Source organism: Bacteroides sp. GD17 (assembly GCF_038448625.1).
In the GTDB taxonomy this organism is placed as follows: domain Bacteria; phylum Bacteroidota; class Bacteroidia; order Bacteroidales; family Bacteroidaceae; genus Bacteroides.
In genome coordinates, this window is record NZ_JBCEZS010000002.1 from 379,219 (window position 1) to 399,826 (window position 20,608).

Genomic DNA, 20,608 nt, shown 5'->3' on the forward strand with positions numbered 1-20,608 from the left:
TGCAAAACTAATGAATAATAAAAACTTTGTCCTCTTTTATAAAAAGAAATCCCCTTGCCGGATATACCGATAAGGGGATCTTTATGAGTTTTCAGCGCCTTACAGGCTACTGCATTCATCTTATTTCTTGAAAAAGTCTTGTACTTTTTCGTTAGGAACCATTTGTTCATCAAACATGTAAGCACCCGTCTTCGGAGACTTAACCATCTTGATAACCTTCGTATAAGCACGACCTTCCTTAGAACCTTCGTGCAAACTTGCTACTGTTTTCTTTGCCATGGGTTATACTCTTATTATTTAATTTCCTTATGTACTGTTACTCTCTTCAGAATCGGGTTGTATTTCTTCAACTCCAATCTCTCGGTAGTGTTCTTTCTGTTCTTCGTCGTAATATAACGAGAAGTTCCCGGCATACCGCTATCCTTGTGTTCTGTGCATTCCAGAATCACCTGTACTCTGTTACCTTTTGCTTTCTTTGCCATAATCAGTATTCTCCTCTACTTTTTAGCCAATAACTTTAATGCTTTTCCAATCACAATAACCTTTAGCTACTGCATCTTTTAAAGCAGCGTCCAGTCCTTTCTTATTAATAATGCGCAGACCATTAGCGCAAATGCTAAGGCTGATCCAGCAATCCTGCTCTACATAGTAGAACTTCTTGTTAAACAAGTTCAAATCAAAAGTTCTTTTTGTTCTATGATTTGAGTGTGAAACATTGTTGCCAATCATGGCCTTCTTTCCGGTAATTTGACAAATCTTTGACATTTCTATCTTTATTTTATAGTTTTCTTCTATACTTATTTCAAACAGAGCGCAAAGTAAGCACTTTTATCGTTACCAAACAAGTTTTTCTTAAAATAATTCACTGTATAATAGCAATTTTTCCTCATTTCAACCTGTCATAAAGCATCGAAAGAGCGTTCTGAATCGCTTTCTCCACATTTCCGGCTCTTCCACAGTCTCCTTCCTGCTTCATTGTAACAATTTCATTTTTATAGGCAGCGGCTATCCAAACAGTACCCACCGGCTTTTCCGGAGTACCCCCTCCGGGACCTGCAATACCCGAGGTAGCAACCGCGCAATCTGTTTTCAGCGTTTTCATCGCACCTTTCACCATTTCCGTCACCGTTTCGCGGCTCACAGCCCCATGCTTCTCCAGCGTTTCGGCAGAAACATGCAGTAAAGACATCTTCACTTCATTAGAGTAAGCCACAATACCGCCGTTAAAATATTCCGAACTACCGGGAATGGAAGTTATCAGAGCAGCAATCCCTCCACCCGTACAACTTTCTGCGGTGGAAAGGGACAAATTCTTCGCTTTCAGCAGTTCGCCTATCTCCTCTTCCAATTTCATACCTTATTATATATAATGTATATCTATATTTTACAAAGTAACGCGCGAATAGGCCGGCGCATCTATCGGACAGAAATCCTTATCCAGATACTTGAAGTAGCCCGTAATGGCAATCATGGCAGCATTATCCGTTGTATAGCTGAATTTCGGAATAAAAATATTCCAGCCGTACTTCTCTGCATGTTCACGGAACGCATTGCGCAAACCATTATTGGCAGAAACACCTCCGGCCACTGCCACCTCCTTAATCTTATATTCTTTCGCAGCCTTACGAAGTTTATCCATCAGAATGTCCACAACAGTAGCTTCCAATGAAGCTGCCAAGTCTACCTTATGATGTTCGATGAAATCGGGATCTTCTTTCATCCAGTCGCGCAGAGAATAAAGAAACGAAGTCTTCAGTCCGCTGAAACTATAATCCAATCCGGGAATATGCGGCTTACTGAATGTAAACGCCTTCGGATTACCTTGCCGGGCCAGTTTATCTATAATCGGGCCACCGGGATACCCCAATCCCATCACCTTGGAACATTTATCAATAGCTTCACCGGCAGCATCATCAATAGTCTGCCCCAGAATCTGCATATCATTGTATGCTTTCACCAGGATAATCTGCGAGTTTCCACCAGAAACCAATAAGCAAAGGAACGGGAAATTCGGCTGTACATTCTCCTCACCTTCTGCTTTAATGAAATGAGCTAATACATGTCCTGTCAAGTGGTTAACATCCACCATAGGAATACCCAACGATCGTGCGAATCCTTTAGCGAAAGACACCCCTACCAACAAAGATCCCATCAAACCGGGACCACGCGTAAAGGCTACGGCACTCAACTCTTCTTTAGTCACTCCGGCACGTTTCAGTGCTTCGTGCACCACCGGGACTATGTTTTGCTGATGTGCACGGGAAGCCAGTTCGGGTACTACACCACCGTACGCTTCGTGCACAGCCTGGCTGGACACTACATTCGAAAGCAGATAACCATCCTTGATGACAGCAGCAGCAGTGTCATCACAAGAGGATTCTATTCCCAAGATTATTGTACTCATAATGTTTATTTACGTTTAAACGCTGCAAAAGTAGTGATAAAAGTACGATTCATAACGTATTATTTCATATTTTTGTTGGCTAATTATAAAAATTAACCGCCTATCAGAAAGCTGAAAAAAACAGTACGCTGGGTACTCGGTATCATATTGGGATTGTATATCGGTACTATCCTGTTGCTGAACATTCCCTATGTTCAGCGCCAAATGTCTGTACTTGTTGCCAATGAACTGGCTTCCATACTGGGTAGTAAACTCACCATCGGGCGGATAGACATGGGGTTGCTGAACCGCATCATCATTGATGACTTGCTTCTGAACGACCAGTCCGGGAAGGAGATGCTGAAAGTAACCCGCCTCTCTGCCAAATTCGATATTCTTCCCCTATTCAGCGGCAAAATATCTATCAGCAACGTACAATTATTCGGCTTCAACATCAACCTGGAGAAGCAAACTCCCAAGGATAAACCCAACTTCCAGTTTGTACTCGACGCTTTTGCCTCTAAAGATACCATTCAGAAGAAAAGCAATCTGGACCTGCGCATCAACTCTCTGCTGATACGCCGTGGAAAATTCTCTTACGATGTTCTTTCGGAGAAGAGTACTCCCGGCAAATTCAATCCACAGCACATCCGCTTGCGCAACATCATAGCCAATATCTCTTTGAAAGCCCTGCAAAGCGACTCAATCAACGCTGCCATCAAGCGTATGAGTGTCGAAGAAGAACATTCCGGGTTTGAACTGAATAAGTTAAGCCTCAAAGTGGTAGGCAACAATCAGCAAATGAGGATTGAGAACTTCGCCATCGACCTGCCGCAAACCTCCCTGGCAATGGACACCATCCGCATGGAATACGACAGTCTGGGAGCCTTCAACAACTTCGCCCGCGATGTGCATTTCTCATTTCACATGCTACCCTCCCAGATAGCACTGCAGGATTTATCTGCCTTCGTCCCGGCCTTCAGCCCGTTCAAAGAAAAGTTGTGGGTAGAAGTACAGACCAACGGAACCATCAACCAATTGAACTGTCCCCACCTCTCTATCTCCGGTGGCGACCACTTTTATCTGAGGGGAGACGTATCCCTGCAAGACCTTTCGCATCCGGAAGACGCTTATATATTCGGTAATCTGTCCAACTTGTATGCCGATCCGGAAGGAATCGCTTTCTTTGTCCGCAATTTAAGCAAGAACTATAATGGCGTTCCTCCCGTGCTGCAACATTTGGGAACCGTTTCATTTCGCGGAGAAGTCTCCGGTTATTTCACTGATCTCGTCACTTACGGCCGGGTGCGTACAGATATCGGCACCATACAGACCGACCTCAAATTAAGTTCGGACAAAGAGAAAGGCTATTTTGCTTATTCGGGCGCAGTGAAAACAGAGGAATTCGAACTTGGCAAGATGCTGGGGAATGATAAGTTCGGTAAAGTCACATTCAATCTGGATGTCAACAGCAGCCACTATGAAAAGCAATATCCGACCGTCACCCTGAAGGGACTGGTTGCCTCCATAAACTACAGCGACTATACCTACGAGAATATCACCTTAGACGGAGAATACAAACAAGGCGGTTTCACCGGGAAAGTATCCTTGGATGACACCAACGGCTCGGTTATGCTGAACGGCACCATCAATACAGCCAAACAAGTACCAACCTTCAACTTCCTGGCAAACATCAGCAAAGTCCGCCTGCACGACCTCCACCTGACGCCCAAATATGAAGATACAGAGATGTCAGTCAAGATAAAGGCCGATTTCACCGGAGGTTCCATAGACGAAATGAACGGTGAAATCAACATTGACAGCCTGCAATACATCGCCCCGGACAAGCAATACTTCATGGATAACCTGAAGATAGCCGCACGAAAAGACGAATCTCAGAAACGGCTGACCATCACCTCCAACTTTCTGCAAGGCAACATTGAAGGAGATTATTCCTACCGCACCCTGCCTGCCAGCGTACTGAATATTATGAGGCGCTATATTCCGGCCCTAATCCTGCCGGATAAAAAGCCTGTGGAGACAGAAAACAACTTTCATTTCGACCTGAACATTTATGATACGGAGTTACTCTCCACCGTTTTCCAGATACCGATAAAGGTATATGCCCACTCCACCGTGAAAGGCTACTTCAATGACAAAGCCCAGCGCCTGCGCGTTGAAGGCTATTTTCCCCGCCTGCGCTACGAAGATAAATTCATAGAGTCCGGCATGATACTTTGCGAGAATCCCGGCGACCAGTTCCATGCACGCCTGCGCTTCAGCAACCGGAAGTCAAGTGGCGCCGTCAACGTAGCCCTGGAAGCACAAGCGCAGAACAATACGATTCAAGCAGCACTGAACTGGGGAAACAGCAATACCGTGACCTACAGCGGCAAGCTGGCCGCCATCACGCACTTCATCCGCGAACAGAAAGCACCGTTGAAAACCATTGTCGACGTACAGCCCACAGATGTCATCCTCAACGACACATTGTGGAATATACATCCTTCCCAAGTAGTGCTCGACTCCGGCAAGGTATATGTCGACAACTTCCTGTTCAGCCATAAAGACCGGCACCTGCGCGTCAACGGTACTGTTTCCAAAGAGCCCCACGACACAGTACGCCTGGATCTGAAAGAAATCAATATCGGATACGTATTCGATATTGCCGACCTGGGCGTAAACTTCAAAGGAGAAGCCACCGGTCCTGCCTTTGCCAGCGGAGTGCTGGAAAAGCCGGTCATGAGCACCGACTTGTTTATCCGTAACCTCGGACTGAACGAAGGGTTGCTGGGTGATGCCAACATACACGGAGAGTGGCATCACGAAGTAAAAGGCATCTTCCTCGATGCCCATATCCGCGAAAAAGACATTGCCAAAAGCCATGTGCGTGGCTATGTATATCCGTTGAAACCAACCAGTGCGCTCGACCTTCAGATCGAAGCAGACGGTACCAACCTGAAGTTTATCCATCACTATATGAGCAGCATTACGCCCGAATTCAACGGACGTGCCACCGGCAATGTACACTTCTACGGCAAATTCAAAGCATTGACGATGGAAGGGCGTGTATTGGGCGATGCCTCCATGAAAGTGGAAGTACTCAACACCACCTTCTCTATAAAAGACAGCATCTACATCGAACCCGGCGGACTGACTTTCAACAACAACCGCATTCTTGATACACAAGGCCATCAAGGCAGAGTGAGCGGCTATCTCCACTACGAGCATTTCAAGAATCTGGAATACCGTTTCAACTTCAATGTTGATAACATGCTGGTCATGAATACCAAAGAATCTCCCGACTTCCCTTTCTACGGAACAGTTTATGGTACGGGAAATGCAACGATTGCCGGCAATGCCCAGGACGGAGTGAACATCGACGTGGCCATGACGACAAACCGCAATACAAATTTCACCTATATAAAGGATAATGTGACTACGGCAGCCAGCAATCAGTTCATCAGGTTCGTGGACAAGACACCGCGCCGCGCCGTCCAAGACTCTGTCCGCCTCTCCGACTACGAAATAGCGCAGAAAGAAATCGAGGAAGAAGAAAAGGAAAGTGACACGGATATCCGTCTGAATCTGCTGGTAGACGCCACCCCTGACGCAACCATGAAAATCATCATGGACCCCATTGCAGGCGATTACATCAGCGGAAGAGGAACCGGAAATATCCGTACCGAGTTCTTCAACAAAGGAGATGTGAAGATGTTCGGCAATTACCGAATCAGTCAGGGCGTCTACAAATTCAGTTTGCAAGAAGTAATCCGCAAGGACTTTATCATAAAAGACGGAAGTACCATTACCTTCAACGGTTCACCGCTCGATGCCACGCTGGACATAAAAGCCGCCTATACCGTCAACTCTGCCTCCCTGAACGACTTGATGCCCAGCGGTTCCGCCGATTCCGAATATATCACTCAAACCAATGTTAAAGTAAACTGTATGATGGACCTGACCGGACAATTGACTTCACCCGATATCAAATTCGGCATCGAACTGCCCAATGAACGCGACGAAGTGCAGTCTCTGGTCCGTACTTACATTCCTACGGACGAACAGATGAATATGCAGATACTCTACCTCCTGGCTATCGGGAAGTTCTATACACCGGAGAATACAGGAGCTACACAGAATTCAAACATGATGTCCAGTATGGTATCTTCCACACTCTCCGGGCAGCTGAACAATGCTTTATCGAACATCCTCGACGTCAACAACTGGAATTTCGGAACCAACTTCAGTACCGGAGAAAGAGGATGGACGGATGTAGAGTTTGAAACAATGCTATCCGGCCAGCTACTGAACAACCGTCTGCTTATCAACGGTAACTTCGGTTATCGCGATAATCCGATGGCAAACACCAACTTTGTTGGAGACTTTGAGGCGGAATGGCTTGTCAACCGTTCAGGAGATATCCGTCTGAAGGCGTATAACGAAACAAACGACCGCTATTATACCCGAACGAACCTGACTACACAAGGCATAGGCATTATTTTCAAGAAAGACTTCAATAAATGGAGCGAACTCCTCTTCTGGAATAGATTGAAACTCAGAAGGCTGAGAAAGGAGCAAGAAGAAGAAGCCAAAAGGGATACGTTATCGACCAATCCAGGGCAAGTACCGCAAAATGCAGTTCCGGAAGCCCAATCTAAACGGGAAAGAAGATAGAAACAGATAGTATATAATGCTGCTTTGCCTTATGTATAACTTCGTTTTCCCATTGAGGGCCGAACGGTTTACATACGTGGGCTGAAGGGCACACGCCTGTCCCCCGAAGAGCCCACAACCGGAGGACGAAGTTATACATAAGGCAAAGCAGCATTATCAATAAGCCAAATGCACAAAAGGAACAAGCCAAATGCACATTTTAGAACGGCAATGGTCCATCCGAACCTACCCCGCCGAACGGATTATCCGTCTGCACCGGAAAGTCGGCAGCCGAAGGAGGAGGAGGTGTGGCATCACTGCCAATAGGCGCATTCATACGCGAACCGAACGTAGCTCCCCCGCCACCCTCTGCCGGAGGTGGAATGACCATATCGTCCTCCGGATTTGCAAAGCGGGTAAACTGACCGATAAAACGTAAACGTACATCGCCTACGGCACCGTTACGGTGCTTGGCTATGATAATCTCTGCCATACCACGGAGGTCGCTACCGTCGGCAGAAGTGTATATCTTGTAATATTCGGGACGGTGAATGAAGCACACCATATCGGCATCCTGCTCAATGGCACCGGACTCACGAAGGTCGCTCAACTGAGGACGCTTACCCTCCTCGCCTTCACGGTTCTCCACACCACGATTCAACTGAGACAAGGCAATGATAGGAATATTCAGTTCCTTTGCCAAACCTTTCAATGAACGCGAAATGGTACTTACCTCTTCCTGGCGGCTGCCGAATGACATACCACTCGCGTTCATCAGCTGAAGGTAGTCAATGATGATAATCTTCACACCATGTTCACGCACCAGTCGGCGGGCTTTCGTACGGAGTTCGAATACCGACAGAGAAGGCGTATCGTCCACATAGAGCGGAGCATCCAGCAGGTCGCGCAGTTTGTAGTCCAGCTGCTGCCACTCATAGTCCGCCAGCTGACCGCTCTTGATCTTCTCACTCGGAATTTCGCACACATTGGAAATCAAACGATTCACCAACTGTACGTTGCTCATTTCAAGAGAGAACAGGGCTACGGGGTTGCGGAAGTTCACGGCAATATTCTTTGCCATCGAAAGCACGAACGCCGTCTTACCCATGGCAGGACGGGCAGCGATGATAATAAGGTCGGACTTCTGCCAACCGGAAGTCATCTTATCCAGCTTGGTATAACCGCTTTCCAAGCCACTCAAACCGTCGGTACGGGCGGCAGCTTTCTGAATCAGGTCGTAAGCTTCGGCAATGATAGGATTGATTTGCGTATAATCCTTCTTCATGTTCTGCTGAGAAATCTCAAACAGCTTGCCTTCGGCTTCTTGCATCAGGTCGTCCACGTCCAGCGTTTCGTCAAAAGCCTTGCTCTGGATATTGCTGGTGAAAGTAATCAATTCGCGTGCCAATGACTTCTGCGCTATGATACGCGCATGGTACTCGATATGCGCAGAAGAGGCAACCTTACTACTTAATTGGGTAATATAGAACGGTCCGCCTACTTCCTCCAGATCGCCCCGTTTGGCAAGCTGCTCTTTCACGGTGAGGATATCCACCGGCTTCTGATTTACTGCCAAGTCGGTGATTGCGGAATATATCAACTGGTGCCGGTGCTCATAAAAAGACTCCGGACGAAGAATCTCGCTTACCAATGAATAAGCGTCTTTCTCAATCATCAAAGCACCCAATACGGCTTCTTCCAATTCCGGCGCTTGCGGCTGGATGCGCCCATAGTCGGTAACGGGCTGCGGAGTTTTGCCTTTCGGAGTACGGGATGTTCTTCTTTGTTCTGCCACTTTTGTAGTTATAAGTTATTAGTTATAAGTTATTTGCTAATACCTGACTATAAGTCTTGCTTAAAAGGGAGAGCAAAGATAGTTCTTTTCTTCCATCGTTCAATTGCTATTAACATATAAGTTTTAAATTAATTGTTAACTTTGCATCCACCAATAAATAACTTATAACTCACAACTTATAACTGAAAAGATGCTTGCTTTTCCAAACGCCAAAATAAACTTGGGACTGAATATCACAGAGAAACGTCCCGACGGATATCACAATCTGGAAACCATATTCTATCCCATTCCTGTAGAAGATGCACTGGAAATAAACATGCTGAACGAAGACGGCAAGAAATACCGCCTGCATCAGGCCGGATTGGAAATAGCAGGAGAAGCGGAAGACAACCTGGTTGTAAAAGCTTATAAACTGCTGGATGAAAGATTCGGGCTTCCTCCGGTAGATATTCACCTCTTCAAGCGTATTCCGTCGGGTGCAGGACTGGGTGGCGGCTCGGCAGATGCAGCCTTTATGTTGAAGCTGCTGAATGAGAAATTCAATCTCGGACTGGCAGACGAAATGCTGGAAACATTTGCTGCCAGGCTGGGTGCCGATTGTGCATTCTTCATCAAGAATCGGCCCACTTATGCAGAAGGCATCGGAAACATCTTCTCTCCGGTCTCACTCTCGCTGAAAGGTTACCAGATATGGTTGGTAAAGCCGGATATCTTTGTCTCGACGCGCGATGCTTTTGCACAGATCAAGCCCCATCATCCCCAAAGATCCCTGAGGGAGATTGTGCAACTGCCCGTCGAAGCATGGAAAGAGTACATGGTCAATGATTTTGAAGAAAGCGTATTCCCGCAATTCCCTGCCATCGGAGAGATAAAGGAAGAGATGTACAGACAAGGTGCTGTATATGCTTCCATGAGCGGGTCGGGTTCATCGGTTTACGGACTGTTCAAAGCAGATGCGGTATTGCCGGAAGTGGATTTCGGAGAAAAGGCTTTCGTGTACAAAGGCAAGTTGGCGGATAAAGTTCTCTGATTCGTTGAAACAAAAGGCCGGCAAGGTTGTTTCTTACAATAAAATAAAACCAACCTTGATTATGAAGAATCTCAGATTATCCGGCTTACTGACGAGCCTGTTATTGCTGATTTCTATTTCTGCTTTTGCAGAAGGCCACCTTCCTGCAAAGATAGATACAGCCTTTCAAAAGATGTATCCCAAAGCAACAAATGTAGAGTGGAGCCAAATGGCCGGTTGCTACGTTGCAGAGTTTATAACGGACAATCAGGAACTTGATGTCTGGTTCAGTAATGATGCAGAGTGGGTTATGACCGAAACAGATGTAGAATCGTTGGAAAAAGTACCGGCTCCCGTGGCAGAAGCTTTTATGAACAGTACGATGGCGGGCATGCGGCTGAGGGATGTCCGCATCATCACCTTTCCCAAACATCCTACGGTGATTGTTCTTGAAGTGGAGCAATACAATTCGGAAGAAGAGTTTCAGCTATTCTATGCTCCGGATGGACAATTACTGCAAAGCCTTGATGTAACGGAACTTGGAGGAGAGATTTATCCGGGATTATTCTTTTAGTGATTAGAGTATAACAAAAATCTGATAAATATATCATTCTGTCATTCAGAGCGAAGCGAAGAATCTCTTCTCTGTGTATTCAAGGGAGTAGATTCTTCGCTTCGCTCTGAATGACAGAATGATGTTATATTTCGTACAATCTTATTAATTACTTAATAGACTTCTACTTTCGCAGCAATACTCTTTGCCTTATCACGCAAAGCATCCAGATCGCTGCCAAGTGGTGCGTAGCACAGCACAACGCCCATGCGACGGTTTACCCGAGTGGTCGGCTTACCGAAAATACGCAGATAGGTATCTTCTTCTTTCGTAACCTCTTCCATACCCCGGTAATTGGGACGTTCCTGGCTGGCTATCGGGGAAAGTACTACAGCACTTGCTCCGATGCGCTCCTGCTTGATGCCCGGAATAGGCAAACCAAGCACGGCACGCAGATGAAGCTCGAACTCATTGAGATTCTGCGTTCCTGCCAAAGTCACCATGCCCGTATCGTGCGGACGCGGAGAAAGTTCGGAGAAGTAAACTCCGTTCTCGTGGCTGAGGAAGAATTCCACGCCCCAAAGACCGGCACCGGTCAAGGCACGGGTCACCTTCTCTGCCATGTCCTGCGCTTCCTTCAGATGGGCAGGGTCAATATGTGCAGGCTGGAAACTTTCGCGATAGTCCCCACCCTTCTGCACATGTCCGATGGGCGGACAGAACAAAGTCGGACCATTCTTCTGGGTTACAGTCAGCAGGGTTATTTCGCTGTCGAACTTGATGAACTCTTCAATAATAAGCTCCTTTATGTCACCGCGACTGCCGTTACAGCCATATTCCCACGCATGTTCCAGTTCATCGGCACTCTTCACCAGAGACTGGCCTTTGCCGGAAGAAGACATCAACGGTTTTACCACACAAGGGAAGCCAATCTTTTCGGAAGCAGCTTTCAGCTCTTCCAAAGATTTGGCATAAAAGTATTTGGCGGTCTTCAGTCCGAGTTCCTGCGCAGCAAGGTCACGTATCGCTTTGCGGTTCATGGTGAAGTTTACGGCACGTGCACTGGGCACTACCTGAATGCCTTCCTTCTCGAAGTCATACAAGCGTTCCGTGCGGATAGCTTCAATTTCCGGAACAATGATATCCGGTTGATGTTTGCGTACTACGCGTTCCAAAGCGTCACCGTCCAGCATGCTGAACACTTCACATTCATCTGCCACTTGCATGGCAGGTGCTCCGGCGTACGAGTCACAAGCAATGATGTATTGCCCTTTGCGTTGGGCGGAAATCACAAACTCTTTACCCAGTTCACCGGAACCTAATAATAAAATCTTCTTCATTTATATTTTCAAAATAGTTATAATCACACGGATAAATGGGAATTTAGGGGCGCAGCGCCCCCAACAAAATTTCCTTTCGGTATGATTGCGCATCCTAAGGCTGAAAGCCTTTCATCTATTAGCCCAGGGCAACGCCCTGGGTAATAATGCGCTCCGATCTCTGCGCCCTGAAAGGGCAAAAGCCCGTTATACAATCTTATGCCCTTTCAGGGCGTAAAGTGAAGGGGCGTTCTTAAACCCAGGGCGTTGCCCTGGGCTAATAGATGAAAGCCTTTCAGGCATTGCTGCGCAAGTAATCCGAATGGAAATCTTGCTCCAGCGCTACGCTGGTAAATTATCCCTTATTGATGCTGTTCCCTCAGCAAATCATTCACCGTCTTCACCGGATTGAATGTAGTCAAAGAAACCTCTACAAATATCGTATTCCAATCGCTCATGGCACCGTTCCACAATCCCGGAAGTTCAAGCGCCTTCAGCTCCTTGCCATTCTTCGATTTATAGGAAATGAAGCCCGTAGCCTTATCTACATACTTCACAAGGTCGAATTTATGTCCCTTGTAATCGCGAACCGCACAAACCAGATCTACCGGATTGAAGTGCGTACCCTTCTCGAACATCTCCTTCTTCTCCGGATCATTCATATCGATCTGCGAACTTTCAAGGATTTGCAGGGAGATAGTACCGTCACTGTTGTATGCCAGGAACGGACCGCCACCCGGTTCGCCTACATTCTTCACCATACCGCAAACACGCATCGGACGGTTCAGCTTCTCTTTCAGATACATCACCAGTTCGGAATCTTCCAAGTCCTTGACGTCCGGGTTCTTGCAATAAAGCTGTTTCTGCAGGAACTGAAGAATTTCAAGAATCTGCTCGTGCGTATACTTACCGCCATCCAGCAACTGAAGATAAGCAAATGCTTTCTGCTGAAGGGCAACCAGTACACCGGCAATCAGTTTCTTATATAATACGGTGTCACCTTTCAGTTTGTCGGGCACCACATTATCTATATTCTTTATAAAGATAATATCCGCATCGAGGTCGTTCAAGTTCTCGATCAATGCACCGTGTCCGCCCGGACGGAACAACAGTTTACCGTTATCACGGAACGGCTGGTTGTCCATATCGGCAGCAATCGTATCGGTGCTCGGCTTCTGTTCCGAGAACGTAATGTTATAATCCACTCCATACCTCTTGGCATAAGCCGTAGCCTTTTCATCGACCAGTGCCTGGAACAAAGCGCGGTGTTCGGGCGAAACCGTAAAGTGCACATTCACCTTACCGTTCTTATTGGCAGCATAGAGAGCACCTTCTACCAGATGTTCCTCCAGCGGTGTGCGGCTGCCGTCTTCATACTTATGGAATTTCAGCAAGCCTTTGGGCAAAGCGCCATAATTCAGGCCGGCTGCCTCAAGCAGACCTGCCACCACCGTCTTATAATCTCCGGCAGCTATCAGACCGGGAATATCCTCACTGGTAGATTCCTTACATACAGCATTCAGATCATTATAGAAAGCGAACTTCTCGAGTTTATCGAAGAAAGTCTTCTCAAAGTCTGTTTGCGGCGTCTCGTAATCTGCTCCAAGAAATTCAAATAAATTCTTGAACATACGACTGGCAGCACCCGATGCAGGCACAAACTTAACCACTGTTTTATCTGTCTGTGTATAAGCCTCCCACGCGTCCAGATATTTCTTCTGTTCGTCGCTATCCGGTGCCAGAATACCCTTCTCTACAGAAGCGGCAGCAAATAACTTCAGGTACGGGAAACCCTTTTCGAAACAAGCCAACTGTTCGGCTATTTGTTCTTCCGAGATGCCTTTCTTTGCGAGCAACTCTTTGTCTTGCGGTGTCATCATAATATCTTGTTTTATTAATTCATGCCCAAAAATACAAAAAAAGCGGAACAGCTGTCAAGAAAAAGAAGAAAAAACTTACCTTTGAAGCATAAAATACGGACGATTATGGAAACAGATGAATTTTTCACTACCGAGGAGAAGGATTTACTCTTCTCCCTCTACCGAAAATTATTGCAGCTCTCGGGAGAAACACTTCTGAAAGGCGACTGCAGGAAACTGAAAACACATCTTGTCAACACTATACAAAACCACCACATACAACGGGATATTTTCGGTCTGAACCCTGTCATCAAGGATATGCAGACTGCCGTCATCGTGGCGGAAGAGATCGGCATGAAGCGGGCGTCCATCCTGGGATTGATGCTGCACGACTCAGTGCGTTGCGGCACTTGTACCTCCGAGGAAGTGGAACATAGTTATGGTGAAGACGTGGCAGGCATCATCCGGGGACTGATACGCGTCAACGAACTCTACTCCAAGAGCCCCACTATCGAGTCCGAGAACTTCCGCAACCTGCTACTGTCCTTTGCCGAAGATATGCGGGTTATCCTTATCATGATTGCCGACCGTGTGAACGTGATGCGGCAAATCAAGGATTGCGAGAACGACGAAGCCCGCCGGCAAGTAGCCAACGAGGCTGCCTATCTCTATGCCCCCCTCGCCCACAAGTTGGGGTTGTACAAGCTGAAATCGGAATTGGAAGACCTCTCGCTGAAATATACGGAGAGAGATATCTACTACCATATCAAAGAGAAACTGAATGAAACAAAGGCATCGCGCGACAAGTACATCGCCGCCTTCATCGCTCCGGTACAGAAGAAGCTGGAAGAAGCCGGACTGAAGTTCCACATCAAGGGACGTACCAAGTCCATCCACTCCATCTACCAGAAGATGAAGAAGCAGAAATGCCCCTTCGAAGGCGTTTACGACTTGTTTGCCATCCGTGTGATATTAGATTCTGCCTACGAAAAGGAGAAGCTGGAATGCTGGCAGGCATACTCCATCGTGACGGATATGTACCAGCCCAATCCCAAGCGCTTGCGCGACTGGTTGTCCGTGCCCAAAAGCAACGGCTACGAGTCTCTGCACATCACCGTGATGGGTCCGGAAGGCAAATGGGTGGAAGTACAGATACGCACCGAACGCATGGACGAGATTGCCGAACGCGGCCTTGCCGCCCACTGGCGCTACAAAGGTGTGAAAGGCGAAACGGGACTCGACGAATGGCTGACCTCCGTACGCGAAGCCTTGGAAAACTCGGACAGCAGCGGACTGGAAACCATGGACCGGTTCAAACTGGACTTATACGAGGACGAGGTTTTCGTCTTTACTCCGAAAGGAGACCTGTTCAAGCTGGCCAAAGGCTCCACTGTGCTCGATTTCGCTTTCCACATCCACAGCAAGCTGGGCTGCAAATGCATTGGTGCCAAAGTGAACGGCAAGAACGTACAGTTGAAGCAGGTGCTGCAAAGCGGTGACCAGGTGGAAATCATGACGTCCAACACGCAAACGCCCAAGCAGGACTGGCTGAACATCGTGACCACTTCCAAAGCCCGCACCAAAATACGCCAGGCACTGAAAGAAATGGCAGCCCGCCAGCATGCCTTTGCCAAAGAGACACTGGAACGGAAGTTCAAGAACCGGAAAGTGGAGTATGATGAGGGTACAATGATGCGCCTTATCAAGCGCCTCGGCTTCAAAGTGGTGACAGACTTTTTCCAGGCCATTGCCGACGAGGAGCTTGATGTAAACGACATCATGGACAAGTACGTCGAACAGCAGAAACGGGAAAACGATACGCGTGACGACATAACCTACCGCAGTGCCGAAGGCTACAACCTGCAGCAGACCATGCCGGAAGAAATCAGCACCAAAGAAGATGTGCTCGTCATTGACCAGAACCTGAAAGGGCTGGACTTCAAGCTGGCACGTTGCTGCAATCCTATTTATGGCGATGATGTCTTCGGATTTGTCAGCGTGACGGGAGGCATCAAGATACACCGCAGTGACTGCCCCAATGCCAGCGACTTGCATTCACGCTTCGGCTACCGCATTGTAAAGGCGCGTTGGGCAGGGAAGTCACAAGGCACGCAATATCCCATTACGCTCCGCGTTGTTGGGCACGATGACATCGGGATTGTGACGAACATCACTTCCATCATTTCCAAAGAAACGGGAATTACGTTGAGAAGCATAGGGATTGATTCGCACGACGGATTGTTCTCCGGCACACTGACGATCATGGTGGGTGATACGGGACGCCTGGAAGCGCTCATCAAAAAGCTGAGGACGGTGAAGGGAGTGAAACAAGTTTCAAGAAACTAAATGATAATTTAGGGGCGTGTGATAACAAGTGTATCTCAAACTCCTCCGCCTGAAAGGGGAGGTGCCCGCTTGCGGGCGGAGGGGTCTTACATAAATAGAAAGTAACTTTGTGCAAGTCCCTTCGGATGTGAACCCCCTCCGCCCTACGGGCACCTCCCCTTTCAGGCGGAGGAATTTAAGATACTCCGCTAAATTATCATTTATAGAACAACGAATTATAGTATGAAGTACGACCTAAAAAAACAACTCCGCAGCTTCGGCTATGCCTGGCAAGGCATCAAAGGCTGCATAGGGAAAGAACAAAACCTGAGTTTTCATCTGATTGCTACAGCCGTAGTCATCATTGCCGGTTTTGCGTTCGGCATCACCCGGACGGAATGGATGATCATCATCCTCTGCATCGGAGTAGTGATAGCTGCCGAACTATTCAATACCGCCATCGAGAAACTGGTCGACCTGGTTTCCCCCAACCGCCACCCCATCGCCGGACAAGTAAAAGACATTGCCGCCGGAGCAGTGCTGGTGTGCGCTGTTGCGGCGGCAATTATCGGATTGTTGATTTTCGTTCCTTACTTTTAAGACATAAGAACAAAAGAACATATTTTTAGAATAATTTCTTCTTTTGTACTTATGTTCTTTTGTCTCAGAACCTACCTCACCCGTTTTCTTTTATAATAAGGATAAGTCAGCAACACAAAGCAGAACAGTGAAAGCAGGGCGGCAACAGAACCGGCATGATAGATCTGCGCCTTATCCATCAGATGACAAGCCACTGCAATGCCCACCAGCATACCCACCTCCATAGACAAATGGCATGTTGTGTTCGCCGTTCCCCGCTGGCAATGGTGCGACAGCTTTACGAACATCCTCGTAAACGGCACCGTAACGAATGCCAGTACCGCCAGCGCCAGCAGCGACCAGTAATCGCCCACAGCCATCAATGGCAGCAACACTCCCGGAACAAAAGCTATCAGCAACATGTTGACGGCAGGAAGCCACGCGCGGGGCAGCAGAAAGCGGTCGGCATTGCACCACGCCATCCCGATGGGAGCGCGGAATGCAACGTACACCCTCGACACAAAGAACATGCTGAGCAGTCCGGCAGCCACAGATAAATAAATAACAGTACGGAAATCATAAGCCTTGTACAGCCATGCACCCAGCACCGCACCTACCAGCATGCCCAAACGTGCCGACCAGGCATAAACCATGTTTCCGGCACTGCGTCGTGCAGAAGTAGTGATGTCGATAGCTACGGTGATACCGGCCGTCGTGGCCAGTCCGAAGCATGCTCCCTGCACTGCGGCAAGCAACAAAAGATGCATATAGCTATCTACAAAAGCATACCCCAAGGTAGCTGCCAACATCACGAACGTAGCGTACAGCAGCACACGTTTCCGTTTGTATTCGTCGACCAGATGAGCATGAAACGGGCCTACAACGAACATCGCCGCTGCAAACACCAGGAACATGACACCCGTCTTACCGACAGAGACATCCAACTGCTGCCCCATAACGAAAGGCAGCAACGGGAAAAGCAGATAGGCGGATGCATACAAAAGCAAGTTTGCAATGCACATCCGCCAGAAGTTCAGTGTCATAAGTTTGTTAGTACTGTTCTTTCTCATTCGGGAAATCTAAGTTCTTCACATCAGATACATATCGGCTGATAGCATCCGTCATCACTGTATGGAGGTCGGCATAGCGACGCAGGAAGCGTGGACGGAAACCATTGTTCATACCCAACATATCCTGAATCACCAGCACCTGGCCATCTACACCTCCACCGGCACCAATGCCGATAACGGGAATGGTCAGCTCGCTTGCCACACGTTCGGCAAGGGCGGCGGGAATCTTCTCCAATACCAGTCCGAAGCATCCGGCCTCTTCGAGCAAGTGGGCGTCACGCACCAGCTTCTCGGCTTCGGCATCATCCTTGGCGCGAACGGTGTAAGTACCATATTTATTGATGGATTGCGGCATCAGCCCAAGGTGCCCCATGATGGGAATGCCGGCACTGAGAATACGCTTCACGGTACCGATGATCTCTTCTCCGCCTTCCAGCTTCAAGGCATCGGCATGGCTCTCCTTCATGATGCGGATGGCCGAAGCAAGTCCTTCGAGTTCGTTGCCCTGGTAAGAACCGAAAGGCATATCGACGATGACCATAGCGCGCTTTACCCCGCGGACTACCGACTTAGCATGATAAATCATCTGGTCGAGCGTCATGGGAAGAGTCGTCACGTTACCTGCCATTACGTTGGAGGCCGAGTCGCCCACGAGAATCACGTCCATACCTGCACCATCTACAATCTGCGCCATGGTGTAATCATAAGCTGTGAGCATTGATATCTTTTCGCCTCTTTGCTTCATTTCCACGAGACGATGCGTGGTGACTTTACGAGTGTCGTCTGAAATATATCCAGCCATAATTGTTTGTTATTTTATGTGTTAATATGCTAATGTGCCAATGTGATAATACCACATCAATCTTTTTTCCGCGCAAAGGTACTGCTTTTTCCCTTTACTTGTGCACCTGGAGCATTTTATCGTAGCTGAAACCACAGAAATCATCTAAAATATGGTGGCAGAGCGGAGCGATATCTTCGCGGCTGTTGGTGGTGGCAAGGCCGATGACGGTGGCATCGGAGGCCATACCGGCTTTCAGTCCGTTGAAGGAATCCTCGAAGACATACGTCGTTTCGGGAGTAGTGCCGAATACCTCCATACCCAGCAGAAAGCAATCGGGTGCAGGTTTGGAGCGGGTGAACATTTCGGCAGTAAGAATGCGGTCGAAGAGGGTCTTCACCTCGGGATGGGCACGGTAGACGGCAGCCATCTTCTGATCGTTGGAACTGGTGACGACGGCCAGGCGTACGTCGTGGCTGCGCAAGTCGGCAATGAAGTCGATCACACCGGGGAGGTAATCGTACGACATTTCCTGCTCAAAGCGGTTGAGGGCGGCAGTGATTTCCTGCTGTTCCTGAACAAGTCCGGGGAAGAAGGTATCGTAAATGTAGACCAAGGTCTGGCCTTTCACACGGTTTTCGAGATCGTCCTGTCCCAGATAGTCCACTCCTACCTTATGCCAGAAGATGCTATACTGTGTCTCAGTGTCTACCACGACACCGTCAAAATCGAAGAGGACGGCAATGTTTTTTGTTGTATCCATAACGTTCTTTTACCTTTATCTATTAATACCATTGATTTATCGGCAGCAAAGGTGAGAATAATCTGCGAAGCAAACAAATTTTTTGTACCTTTGCACCACTTAATTGACTCTTGACAGATGAACAACCCGCACATTTTAGGCACCGAACGCATTGGCAAACTGCTTCTGCAGTACTCCATCCCCGCCATCATTGCGATGACAATCACTTCTTTGTATAACATTATCGACAGCATCTTCATCGGTCACGGTGTAGGTGCCATGGGTATTGCCGGACTTGCCATCACCTTCCCGCTGATGAACCTGGTAGTGGCTTTCTGTACGATCGTATCGGCAGGCGGATCTACTATTTCGTCCATCCGGCTGGGGCAGAAAGATATGGACGGTGCCAACGAGGTGTTGGGAAATACGCTGATGTTCTGCCTCATCAATGCCGTAGTATTCGGTACTGTTTCATTTCTGTTTCTGGATGACATCCTGCGCTTCTTCGGTGCCAGCAAAGACACGCTGCCCTATGCACGCGACTTTATGCAGGTGATTCTGCTGGGCACACCCGTTACCTATACCATGATCGGACTGAACAACATCATGCGTGCCACGGGCTATCCCAAGAAAGCGATGCTGACGTCGATGGTAACGGTAGTCTGCAACATCATCCTGGCTCCTATCTTTATCTTCCAGTTCGACTGGGGCATCCGTGGTGCAGCTACGGCTACGGTCATTTCGCAGTTCATCGGCATGGTGTGGGTGATAAGTCACTTCCTCCAAAAGACGAGCATCGTACGCTTGCAGCATGGGTTCTGGAGAATGAAGAAGCGCATCATCGGCAATATCCTCTCCATCGGTATGTCTCCCTTCCTGATGAACGTATGTGCCTGCGCCATTGTGATTATCATAAACAACAGTTTGCAGGAGCATGGCGGCGACATGGCCATCGGCGCCTACGGAATCATCAACCGCCTGCTTACGCTATACGTAATGATTGTGCTGGGATTGACGATGGGCATGCAGCCTATCGTAGGCTATAACTTCGGTGCGCAGAAGCACGATCGTGTGAAGGCTACCTTACGGCTGGGCATCATTACCGGTGTCTGCATCACCAGTACCGGGTTCATCATCTGCGAACTGTTTCCACATGCCGTGTCTGCCATATTCACCGGCGATGACCAGCTGATCAATCTTGCTGCCCGGGGTGTACGCATCTGCGTAGCCATCTTCCCGCTGGTGGGTGCTCAGATTGTGATAAGCAATTTCTTCCAGAGCATAGGAAAAGCCAAAATCAGTATCTTCCTTTCACTGACCCGCCAGTTGCTCTATCTGCTGCCGGGACTGCTGATTTTCCCCCATTACTGGGGGTTGGATGGGATCTGGATGTGCATGCCGGTATCGGACATCTTTGCATTTATTACGGCAGTGGTGGCACTGTGGATATATGTAAAGAAGCTGAAGAGGTTAACACCGCTTACACAGATATAAAGTATTTTCAAAATAAGTGATTTAAGATTTACAGCACTCCCTC

17 protein-coding genes are annotated in these 20,608 nt (G+C 48.0%); 6 read left to right on the plus strand and 11 right to left on the minus strand.

Annotated features, from left to right (window positions below; translation table 11 throughout):
* Nucleotides 1-120: 120 nt before the first annotated feature.
* From AAE250_RS04820 to tsaD, 5 genes are all read right to left on the minus strand, one after another.
* Nucleotides 121-279 (minus strand): DUF4295 domain-containing protein, encoded by a 159-nt coding sequence (locus AAE250_RS04820; protein ID WP_294597338.1) that lies wholly within the window; start codon nt 277-279, stop codon nt 121-123.
* Nucleotides 280-293: 14 nt separating this feature from the next.
* Complete coding sequence (rpmG, locus tag AAE250_RS04825; RefSeq protein ID WP_002560155.1) at nt 294-482, minus strand: 50S ribosomal protein L33; 189 nt, start codon at nt 480-482, stop codon at nt 294-296.
* A gap of 22 nt (nt 483-504) precedes the next feature.
* A complete protein-coding gene (rpmB, locus tag AAE250_RS04830) occupies nt 505-765 on the minus strand; it encodes a 50S ribosomal protein L28 (RefSeq protein WP_294597340.1) in 261 nt (86 codons plus the stop codon).
* A gap of 121 nt (nt 766-886) precedes the next feature.
* Nucleotides 887-1,354, minus strand: coding sequence for a CinA family protein (locus tag AAE250_RS04835; RefSeq protein ID WP_294597343.1), 468 nt, complete (start codon nt 1,352-1,354; stop codon nt 887-889).
* Nucleotides 1,355-1,384: 30 nt separating this feature from the next.
* Nucleotides 1,385-2,404, minus strand: coding sequence for a tRNA (adenosine(37)-N6)-threonylcarbamoyltransferase complex transferase subunit TsaD (tsaD, locus tag AAE250_RS04840; RefSeq protein ID WP_294597346.1), 1,020 nt, complete (start codon nt 2,402-2,404; stop codon nt 1,385-1,387).
* Nucleotides 2,405-2,608: 204 nt separating this feature from the next.
* Here tsaD and AAE250_RS04845 point away from each other — a divergent pair, with 204 nt between their 5' ends.
* A complete protein-coding gene (locus AAE250_RS04845; RefSeq protein WP_294597348.1) occupies nt 2,609-7,060 on the plus strand; it encodes a translocation/assembly module TamB domain-containing protein in 4,452 nt (1,483 codons plus the stop codon).
* A gap of 199 nt (nt 7,061-7,259) precedes the next feature.
* On the opposite strand, the gene dnaB is transcribed toward AAE250_RS04845, so the two are convergent.
* A complete protein-coding gene (gene dnaB, locus AAE250_RS04850) occupies nt 7,260-8,834 on the minus strand; it encodes a replicative DNA helicase (RefSeq protein ID WP_294597351.1) in 1,575 nt (524 codons plus the stop codon).
* 190 nt (nt 8,835-9,024) lie between these two features.
* Between dnaB and ispE the strand changes: the two genes are divergently transcribed.
* Together ispE and AAE250_RS04860 are read left to right on the plus strand one after the other, a co-directional pair.
* Complete coding sequence (gene ispE / locus AAE250_RS04855; RefSeq protein WP_294597353.1) at nt 9,025-9,864, plus strand: 4-(cytidine 5'-diphospho)-2-C-methyl-D-erythritol kinase; 840 nt, start codon at nt 9,025-9,027, stop codon at nt 9,862-9,864.
* A gap of 61 nt (nt 9,865-9,925) precedes the next feature.
* Entirely contained in the window at nt 9,926-10,417 is a 492-nt protein-coding gene (locus tag AAE250_RS04860) for a PepSY-like domain-containing protein (RefSeq protein WP_294597373.1), read from the plus strand.
* Nucleotides 10,418-10,569: 152 nt separating this feature from the next.
* Here the strand turns inward: AAE250_RS04860 and purT are convergent, their stop codons facing one another.
* Together purT and AAE250_RS04870 are read right to left on the minus strand one after the other, a co-directional pair.
* Nucleotides 10,570-11,736, minus strand: coding sequence for a formate-dependent phosphoribosylglycinamide formyltransferase (gene purT, locus AAE250_RS04865; RefSeq protein WP_294597375.1), 1,167 nt, complete (start codon nt 11,734-11,736; stop codon nt 10,570-10,572).
* A gap of 341 nt (nt 11,737-12,077) precedes the next feature.
* A complete protein-coding gene (locus AAE250_RS04870) occupies nt 12,078-13,595 on the minus strand; it encodes a DUF4301 family protein (RefSeq protein ID WP_294597377.1) in 1,518 nt (505 codons plus the stop codon).
* A gap of 105 nt (nt 13,596-13,700) precedes the next feature.
* Between AAE250_RS04870 and AAE250_RS04875 the strand changes: the two genes are divergently transcribed.
* Nucleotides 13,701-15,920, plus strand: a complete 2,220-nt coding sequence (locus tag AAE250_RS04875) for a RelA/SpoT family protein (RefSeq protein WP_294597379.1) — start codon at nt 13,701-13,703, stop codon at nt 15,918-15,920.
* A 222-nt stretch (nt 15,921-16,142) separates the two neighbouring features.
* On the plus strand, nt 16,143-16,499 hold the full coding sequence (locus AAE250_RS04880) for a diacylglycerol kinase family protein (protein WP_294599088.1): 357 nt from the start codon (nt 16,143-16,145) through the stop codon (nt 16,497-16,499).
* Between the two features lie 71 nt (nt 16,500-16,570).
* On the opposite strand, the gene AAE250_RS04885 is transcribed toward AAE250_RS04880, so the two are convergent.
* The 3 genes from AAE250_RS04885 to AAE250_RS04895 form a co-directional block, all read right to left on the minus strand.
* A complete protein-coding gene (locus AAE250_RS04885; RefSeq protein WP_294599085.1) occupies nt 16,571-17,548 on the minus strand; it encodes an MFS transporter in 978 nt (325 codons plus the stop codon).
* Nucleotides 17,529-18,350, minus strand: a complete 822-nt coding sequence (gene panB, locus AAE250_RS04890; RefSeq protein ID WP_294599083.1) for a 3-methyl-2-oxobutanoate hydroxymethyltransferase — start codon at nt 18,348-18,350, stop codon at nt 17,529-17,531. The genes AAE250_RS04885 and panB overlap by 20 nt, the downstream gene beginning before the upstream one ends.
* 94 nt (nt 18,351-18,444) lie before the next feature.
* A complete protein-coding gene (locus AAE250_RS04895; protein WP_294599081.1) occupies nt 18,445-19,092 on the minus strand; it encodes an HAD family hydrolase in 648 nt (215 codons plus the stop codon).
* 117 nt (nt 19,093-19,209) lie between these two features.
* On the opposite strand from AAE250_RS04895, the gene AAE250_RS04900 reads away from it, so the two are divergent.
* Complete coding sequence (locus tag AAE250_RS04900; protein WP_294599078.1) at nt 19,210-20,565, plus strand: MATE family efflux transporter; 1,356 nt, start codon at nt 19,210-19,212, stop codon at nt 20,563-20,565.
* The last annotated feature ends 43 nt before the right edge of the window (nt 20,566-20,608 follow it).

Coding starts and splice junctions, on each gene's coding strand:
- AAE250_RS04820 (WP_294597338.1), bottom strand. CDS start 279: ATGGCAAAGAAAACAGTAGCAAGTTTGCACGAAGGTTCTAAGGAAGGT.
- rpmG (WP_002560155.1), bottom strand. CDS start 482: ATGGCAAAGAAAGCAAAAGGTAACAGAGTACAGGTGATTCTGGAATGC.
- rpmB (WP_294597340.1), bottom strand. CDS start 765: ATGTCAAAGATTTGTCAAATTACCGGAAAGAAGGCCATGATTGGCAAC.
- AAE250_RS04835 (WP_294597343.1), bottom strand. CDS start 1,354: ATGAAATTGGAAGAGGAGATAGGCGAACTGCTGAAAGCGAAGAATTTG.
- tsaD (WP_294597346.1), bottom strand. CDS start 2,404: ATGAGTACAATAATCTTGGGAATAGAATCCTCTTGTGATGACACTGCT.
- AAE250_RS04845 (WP_294597348.1), top strand. CDS start 2,609: ATGTCTGTACTTGTTGCCAATGAACTGGCTTCCATACTGGGTAGTAAA.
- ispE (WP_294597353.1), top strand. CDS start 9,025: ATGCTTGCTTTTCCAAACGCCAAAATAAACTTGGGACTGAATATCACA.
- AAE250_RS04860 (WP_294597373.1), top strand. CDS start 9,926: ATGAAGAATCTCAGATTATCCGGCTTACTGACGAGCCTGTTATTGCTG.
- purT (WP_294597375.1), bottom strand. CDS start 11,736: ATGAAGAAGATTTTATTATTAGGTTCCGGTGAACTGGGTAAAGAGTTT.
- AAE250_RS04870 (WP_294597377.1), bottom strand. CDS start 13,595: ATGATGACACCGCAAGACAAAGAGTTGCTCGCAAAGAAAGGCATCTCG.
- AAE250_RS04875 (WP_294597379.1), top strand. CDS start 13,701: ATGGAAACAGATGAATTTTTCACTACCGAGGAGAAGGATTTACTCTTC.
- AAE250_RS04880 (WP_294599088.1), top strand. CDS start 16,143: ATGAAGTACGACCTAAAAAAACAACTCCGCAGCTTCGGCTATGCCTGG.
- AAE250_RS04885 (WP_294599085.1), bottom strand. CDS start 17,548: ATGAGAAAGAACAGTACTAACAAACTTATGACACTGAACTTCTGGCGG.
- panB (WP_294599083.1), bottom strand. CDS start 18,350: ATGGCTGGATATATTTCAGACGACACTCGTAAAGTCACCACGCATCGT.
- AAE250_RS04895 (WP_294599081.1), bottom strand. CDS start 19,092: ATGGATACAACAAAAAACATTGCCGTCCTCTTCGATTTTGACGGTGTC.
- AAE250_RS04900 (WP_294599078.1), top strand. CDS start 19,210: ATGAACAACCCGCACATTTTAGGCACCGAACGCATTGGCAAACTGCTT.